Source organism: Leptothoe spongobia TAU-MAC 1115 (assembly GCF_018739885.1).
Taxonomy (GTDB): Bacteria; Cyanobacteriota; Cyanobacteriia; order Phormidesmidales; family Phormidesmidaceae; genus Leptothoe; species Leptothoe spongobia.
Window position 1 is genome coordinate 41,319 of sequence record NZ_JADOES010000042.1, and the last position, 7,094, is coordinate 48,412.

Sequence of the window (7,094 nt, forward strand, 5' to 3'; positions counted from 1 at the left end):
ACTATGCTAATTGACGTTTATCCAGTTATTCTTCCAGAAAGTTCCAGTCTACAAAGGAACCTGAGGAAAAACTTTCGTACTACAGATGGGGAACCACTGAACAAGAAAGATCTGTCCGAGTATGACAGAAAGGTTATTTTCTATGATGTTTTCTTTGATCCAAGTAATCAATTTATCTATGCGCTTGGTCCACCATTGTTAAATTTATGGGAAGGACTATCACCCATCAGTGTTTATATCAACCAAAAGAAAGTTGAGTTTGAACTAGTTGAAACTGTCGGTAGAAGCACTACTTTCCTTTGCGGTAAGTTGAATGCTGACCATCAAGTGAGAAAGAAAAATGAGATTTTAATTGATTTGGGTGGGATATTTCAATATGAGCTGATAATTCCTAAGAATGAATATCAAAATGAGTCAAGACTAACTTTAATGACACTGCAAAAGAATAATGAAATTAGATGGATAAAAGACTGGATTTCATATTATCGAGCTGCTCATGGGGTAGAAATTGTAGTTCTATATGATAACAATAGTACTTATCAAGAAAGTTTGGACCAAAAAATTGACAGTCAATCAAACTCTACATTGATCGTACGCTGGAATTTTTTATATGGCCCCACTGAAAGCACAGTTAATCACTTTTGTCAACTAGCAGCCTTAAATCATTGTAGATTAAAGTTCGGGAACAATAATTATTGCTTAAACTTTGATATCGATGAGATGCTAGTTCTTAATAATAAAGAAAAAAGAATTGATGATTTTCTAAAAGACTATGATGTTGCATATTTTAGTAGCTTTAAAGTTCCTTACATACAGCCTGAGCACAATGATTATTCCTATAGAGATTTTCCTAAAAGGAATCGCTACTCTCTGAAGCTTAATCGAAGGAAGAAAGGTCAAAAGAGTAATCTTCATAAGTATGTTTACAAGTTTTCGGCAGTATGGATGGCTAAGGTTCACCAGGTACAATTCTTTAGAGAGATCCCTCTTAGAGAGTGGCTCGCAGTAAAGATTTTGGATGTTATTGAAAGGATACAGATCCAGTATACGAAATTATTTAAGTTAGAAGGGAAACTTCAATCCTTTTTCGATTCTATTTTTGAAAATCTTGTTATCTATATAGGAAAATCTATGCTCAACAGTTATTTTGTACCTATTGAAGAGGGTTTCTTTCTAGACTACGTAGGTATTACTACTAATTGGAAATCATCTTATTGGAACCGTTTAGAAGTAAAGCACAGTGAAGGTTCTTCCTATGAGCTAACAGAAGATTTTTCTGTAATAAGAATTTTTGATTCTATAGATAGGGCTGCTATTCCACAAATAAAAGCTTCAGAGACTTTAGAGTAGATAGATAGATAGATAGATAGAGTGGAGGTGTAAAAGTTACGATATCAATCTGAAAATCAATTAATAGCATAATTTTATGCTGTATTCTTAAGCCACGTGTTGGTATAAATATTTTCAACTAAGAGAAGGAAAAATACTTTATAAATTTAAAGATATGAGTGCCATTCAACTAATTGAGCAAATGAAAAAACCGCTTCGAACCTTGAGAGATATAGGTTGTGAGGCCCGAGCTAGCCAGCTGGCTTGGCGGTTTTGCGTTGGAGAAGACTATCAGCGAATATACCATTATCATATTCGCAAAACGGCAGGCACTAGCCTTAATTCGGCTTTTTGGAATTTGGCAGGATTAGATCTGAAATCTATAGGTAGAAAACTGTATATTTTCAAAAATGGTTATGTTTTTGTTCATAACAGCAAGAAGGCGATTGAAAATGGTAGTTATTTTTTTGCTAACTCCCACAATCCATCACACGCATTAGACTTGCCTGACAAAACGTTTACGATCACTGTTTTACGGTCACCTGTTAAAAGGGTTTTGTCGTTTTACCGCTACATGTATTTTATTCAAAACGATCCAACAGCTCAATTTAATGATCCTCTTTGGAAGGAGGCTTCTCACGAGGCTAAAAGATTATTAGTGGGCTCGTCGTTTCATGACTTTTTAGATCGCCTTCCTCGACATGATTTGACTCCCCAACTTTATATGTTTTCATCACAGTATGATGTGTCAGAGGCAATAGATAAGGCCATTAGTTGCTCTGCTGTTCTCTTTACTGAGAACTTTAACGAAGACGTTATAAATTTAGGTAAGCGCTTGAAGCTACCGCTAAAACCATCACAAGAACGTAGATTTGTTCCTAAGGTTGATCTCAGCTTATCTTCTTCTGAAGAAGAACGATTGCAAGAAATGTTGGAAGATGAAGTTGCCTTCTATAAAAAGGTAAGGTCTGTTACGAGCTGAAGGACTATAATAATAGGAGTCTTGAGAAGATACACATTGTAACATCTATATATATGAGCTCCTGTATCATAAATATTTCTTAGTTCATACAAAATGTCTATTTGTTAGAGATTTTATTTTTCTTGTTATTTTTAGCTCATAAGTAGGCCAGGGTTAAAACAATCAATTAAGTTTCCTTTTGCCAACTAAGCTAAAACCCTTTTCTCACATAGAATTCAACTGTATTTACATTTCAAAACTTACTTCGACTTTTCTACCCTTACCTACTTAAAATTTTTGCTAATTTCCCCTGGTGTTTATAGATGCATATTTTAATTTCTGCGTTGCACCGCCCCCTAAAACCAACTGGTGTTTGTAGACATGCAGTAAATTTAGCCCAATGCTTGGTTAGTACTGGCCGAGTGAATTCTGTGTCTCTAGTAGTTGGAGAATGGCAAAAACTTTATTTTGAGGAATTGTTTAATCTTGATTCAAAAGAAATCCAGCTAGTAAGTGTTGATATTAAAAATAACTCTTTCTCCCGAAACTTTTGGCTTATGTTTGGCCTACCAAAACTTGCTAAACAACTCCGGCCAGATTTAATTCATATGTCCTTTCCTTTGCCTATTATCAGGCAATTATACAAAGTTCCGATTGTATCAACCATTCATGATCTATATCCGTATGAATGTCCAGAGAACTTTGGTTATCCACAGGTTTTATTTAACCAGCTTTTTCTTCGACAATGTATTAGTGGTAGTGATGGTCTTGCTTGTGTATCTAGATGTACGCTAGAAACATTAGAAAATCATTTTTCTTTTGTCAAAAAACAAAATAAAACAGAAGTTATTTACAATGCTATAGACTTTGCAAACATAAAATCTAAAGCTCCTGATTGTTTGGTAGATAGCTTAACTGATTCTTTCTTACTAAATGTTGCTCAACATCGCAAAAATAAAAATCTAGATCTTTTAATTCAAGCTTATAGTGTATTGATTACACAAGATAAAATTCAACCTAAAACAAAGCTCTTATTGATTGGAAATACAGGGCCTGAAACTAATTATTTGGAACGTCTAGTTCAAACCTTAGATCTTGATGAACAAGTTATGTTTATCTCGGGGATTGAGGATGGGGAGTTACGTTGGCTTTACGAGCATGCACTTGTATTTGTTATGCCCTCTTCAAATGAAGGATTTTGTTTGCCCTTGGTCGAAGCGTTGATATTAAATTGTCCGGTTGTATGCTCGGATATCTCCATTTTCCGGGAAGTTGGATCATCGCATTGCCGATACATAGACCTATATAAAAACCCAGTTCTAAACTTATCATCGGCAATTGCTGCAAGCCTTAATGAAGGAGCCTTAGATTCAGCGTATACTGAATCTAGGTTCTCAAAAAATAACATAGCTCATCAGCTTTTAGATTTCTACACTTCTATTCAAACTGTTTAATGTGTCTACCTTAATAAACTAGTTTTAGATTTTATATCGGTTCTTTATTAATTGTCAGTCATAAGTAGCAAGAAGATCCTATGCTGAATAATGAAGACTTTTCTAAGCGCCGCTCCAACTTAGTTATAGAGAACTCTACGTTAATAATAATTGCACTGTCAACGGCGTTCTTTTCGCGATTGCTCACTTATTTTGGTGCACCTTCACCACTTAATTTTTTTCATTTCTTTGCCGTTTTGATAGTATGTGGTGTAGTAGCATATACGAGTGACATTGGAGACAAAGAGCATATTGATATTGCTGGAGAGTTAGCTTTCGGACTTTTGCTGCTTTTCATATGTATGGTGACAAGCGCTATTATTAACAATTCAGGTCTAATAAATGTTTTACTTCAATACCTAATCAGTGCAGAACCTTTTATTCTTTTGCTAGCGCTTGTCGCTCTTCCGGTCAACGATAGGATTTTTAATAAACTAAAGAAGTGGTTCTTAAGGTTTTGCTTTTTTAATCTATTTTTAGCGCTTGCACAATCTGTTTTGATACCAGCTGGGATTTATCCTAGAAGAGGTGGAACTATACAGGATGGTATTGGAGGTATTTTTGGTGGTGGTGGTGGAAGTGCTGCAAATTATATATCTTGTACGGTGTCGATATATGCAGCCTTATATTTTTTTACGACTTGTAAGTCACGACCTCTTTGGATTCGAATTGGTATATTACTAGCAGCGATTTACCAAGCTCAAGTTTCTGACTCTAAACAAGTCTTCTTGGCTTTTGTAGTGGGGGGCTTAATATTAGTGCTTATGAATAGCGTAGATCCTTCTAAACTTCTTAAGTACGGAATACCTACGTTATTGATAATCATAATTGCTTCTTGGGCTTACCAAAACTTAGATTTAGCATTCTTGGATGCTTACAAAAATTGGACAAGGCGAGAAGGGATTTTTGGTCTAGATGGTGTAGCAACTCAAACAAAAATAGCGGCATTCCCCATTGTTTACTCCCATTATGAGACACCGTTGAATTGGTTTTTTGGAATAGGGCCAGGCCATAGTGTTACTCGCCTTGGAGGTTGGATGTTAGAGAAATATAGCTCGCTTTTAATTCCACTGGGGGCAACTATTCATCCGGCATCTGCTGAAGTGTCTCAAGTGGTGGGGTCTGGATGGATTGCAAAGGAATCCACCATATTCTTTCCGTTATTTACTTGGGCAGGGCTGTGGGGTGATTTTGGTTTTGTTGGTTTAGCTGCTTATCTTTATTTAGGAGCAATTGTATGGCGTAGGATGTGTTTCAATTATATGTCTAAGTTTTTAATACTTTCAACAGTCATATTTGGATTTATTTTGACTCAAATGGAGGAGCCAGGTCATATGCTTACAGTTGCTTACATCCTTGGCTTGGATTTGAAGGAGAAGGTAATCGTCCCTGACAGCAATCCGTTAAGCAGCTGATGGGGAAATGTTTCCAGATAGTAAGAGTTTCTGACGGGAGCACGTCATCCGCTGGCGGATAAAAAATAATCCTAGTTCCAACTGAGTTTGTTTGGATATCATAAGGTTGTCGAGGTTGGAGGCCAAGCATGATGGCCGAACGCAAGCAACGAGGAACCGCTGGGGACAAAACGATCTGTCTACCGATAGCGGATGATATTGATTATGACCAGTTAGTCGAAGACCGTGACGCCTATCGTGAGTACTTGAACGAGCAAATTGCGTCTCATCCGGAACTCTTTCCAGAGGGCATTGATGCAGGGTATCAGTTTCATGGGTGGGTAATGTCGACTCGGCCACAGCTGAAAACCCGTCGTATCTATCTGCCTAACGAAAAAACAGCCTATCAACGCCGCCCGGATTTTGTCACGCCTTATATGAGTGAAACGTCTGAGCTAGCAGGCAAAGCGATGTATTTGAGAAAGCATGGTATCTCCTATGATTGGATTGCCTACGTGTTAGGTCGTTCAGAGATGCATTGGTATCGATTGTGTCAAGCCCTTGGCCGAGGGTCCATCGTCGGAACGACTCTGAAAACAGAGGCCTCGCTCCCCCCCATCTAGTGGCCGATGAAAAGCATTGTACGCACAAAGGAGACCGTATCTATTGGACCGTGACGGCCGCTAAGGGACTGCGCAAAAATAACTTGAACAGTTGTTCTTGTTATGAGGGACATATTTGATAATTCCATTCACCATGAAAAGAGTTGCGTTCAATCGAGATAGAATTGAACTGCTCATCACTCACTTGAATGCCGGTGGGATAGTTCCCTTCATCAAGCACAGCATTGACCTTAAGGCCTGTAGTCGTCTTGGTATTGGCAATTAAGTTGACCACCACTTCGCGACTCACGAGAGGTCGACTGCGCCAATTCTCAGTAATTTGAGAAAACAAACGGTGTTCAATCTTATTCCATTTACTGGTTCCTGGTGGAAAATGGCAGATGTGTAGGGTTAAGTCGGAGACGTTAGCCAACTGTTGCAACTCCCATTTCCATAATTTGGCTCGATAGCTATTACTCCCTCCGCAATCCGCCGTAATCATAAGTTCCTGAGCTTCTGGGTAGAGTGCTTGTCCCATATAAGACCACCACTGGCGAATGGTTGCCACCGCAAACTGAGCCGTATTATGGTCGATACCGACTACTCACCCACCCTTGATTTTGAGTGATATCGTAGACGCCATAGGGGATGACTTTGCCCAGTTTCTTATCCATAAAGTCATGAGCTTTGGTCTGAATAGGCGTCTTCTTGGGTTGCCAGTCTCGGCCCTCATTTTTGTAGTTGCCAACCAGTTCCTTCTTCTTAGCATCCACTGAAATGACGGGTTGATGACACGTTTGAAAGGCGGTGACGGTGTCGGCAATATGTTGAAATTGCGCATCCCGGTCTGGATGTTCTTTGCCTTCTTGGGTTTTGCGATTCGCTTGTAAGCTATAACCTAACTCATCGAGTAGCGTACAAACCGTTCGTGGGCTGATCTGATGCCCTTTATCTTGGAGGTCTTTCGTCAGTTTGGCTGCACTCTTGCTCGTCCAACATAAGGGCGATTCTGGATCCCCTCGTGTGACGGGATCGACCAGATATTTAAGGTCACTCAGTAGGGTTGGATCGGTCTCACACAGAGGTTTACGACCTCCTCCAGACTGGCGAATTTTGGTCTGATTTGACCGCGATGACGACGAGGATTGAGGGTGGTCTAATTCAGCAATGCCAGCATGAATCGTCGTCCGAGAAAGGCCTGTTGCACGCGAGACACTGCTAATGCCACCATGCCCTGGCAGGGCGACATTCGGCCTATAACCCAGCAATAGCAAGGTTCATCGCCCTTTCGCCACGTTGATATTCGGGGAGCTTA

5 protein-coding genes and 1 pseudogene are annotated in these 7,094 nt (G+C 39.2%); 5 read left to right on the forward strand and 1 reads right to left on the reverse strand.

All coding sequences use genetic code 11. The features are described 5' to 3' along the window. Positions 1 to 3 precede the first annotated feature (3 nt). The 5 genes from IXB50_RS17880 (at position 4) to IXB50_RS17900 (ending at position 5,800) form a co-directional block, all read left to right on the forward strand. Entirely contained in the window at positions 4 to 1,350 is a 1,347-nt protein-coding gene (locus IXB50_RS17880) for a glycosyltransferase family 92 protein (protein ID WP_215610358.1), read from the forward strand. Between the two features lie 154 nt (positions 1,351 to 1,504). Next, positions 1,505 to 2,311 (forward strand): sulfotransferase family 2 domain-containing protein, encoded by an 807-nt coding sequence (locus tag IXB50_RS17885; RefSeq protein WP_215610359.1) that lies wholly within the window; start codon positions 1,505 to 1,507, stop codon positions 2,309 to 2,311. A gap of 302 nt (positions 2,312 to 2,613) precedes the next feature. Next, positions 2,614 to 3,744: a glycosyltransferase family 4 protein gene (locus IXB50_RS17890; RefSeq protein WP_215610360.1), complete on the forward strand. Its 1,131-nt coding sequence runs from the start codon at positions 2,614 to 2,616 to the stop codon at positions 3,742 to 3,744. Between the two features lie 80 nt (positions 3,745 to 3,824). Further along, the gene (locus tag IXB50_RS17895; protein ID WP_215610361.1) at positions 3,825 to 5,198 is read left to right on the forward strand and encodes a hypothetical protein; all 1,374 of its coding nucleotides are present in this window, start codon (positions 3,825 to 3,827) and stop codon (positions 5,196 to 5,198) included. A gap of 128 nt (positions 5,199 to 5,326) precedes the next feature. Beyond that, a complete protein-coding gene (locus IXB50_RS17900) occupies positions 5,327 to 5,800 on the forward strand; it encodes a hypothetical protein (RefSeq protein ID WP_215610362.1) in 474 nt (157 codons plus the stop codon). A gap of 100 nt (positions 5,801 to 5,900) precedes the next feature. Here the strand turns inward: IXB50_RS17900 and IXB50_RS22200 are convergent. Then, a pseudogene (locus IXB50_RS22200) lies at positions 5,901 to 7,014 on the reverse strand (ISAzo13 family transposase); the annotation flags it as partial. Positions 7,015 to 7,094 lie beyond the last annotated feature (80 nt).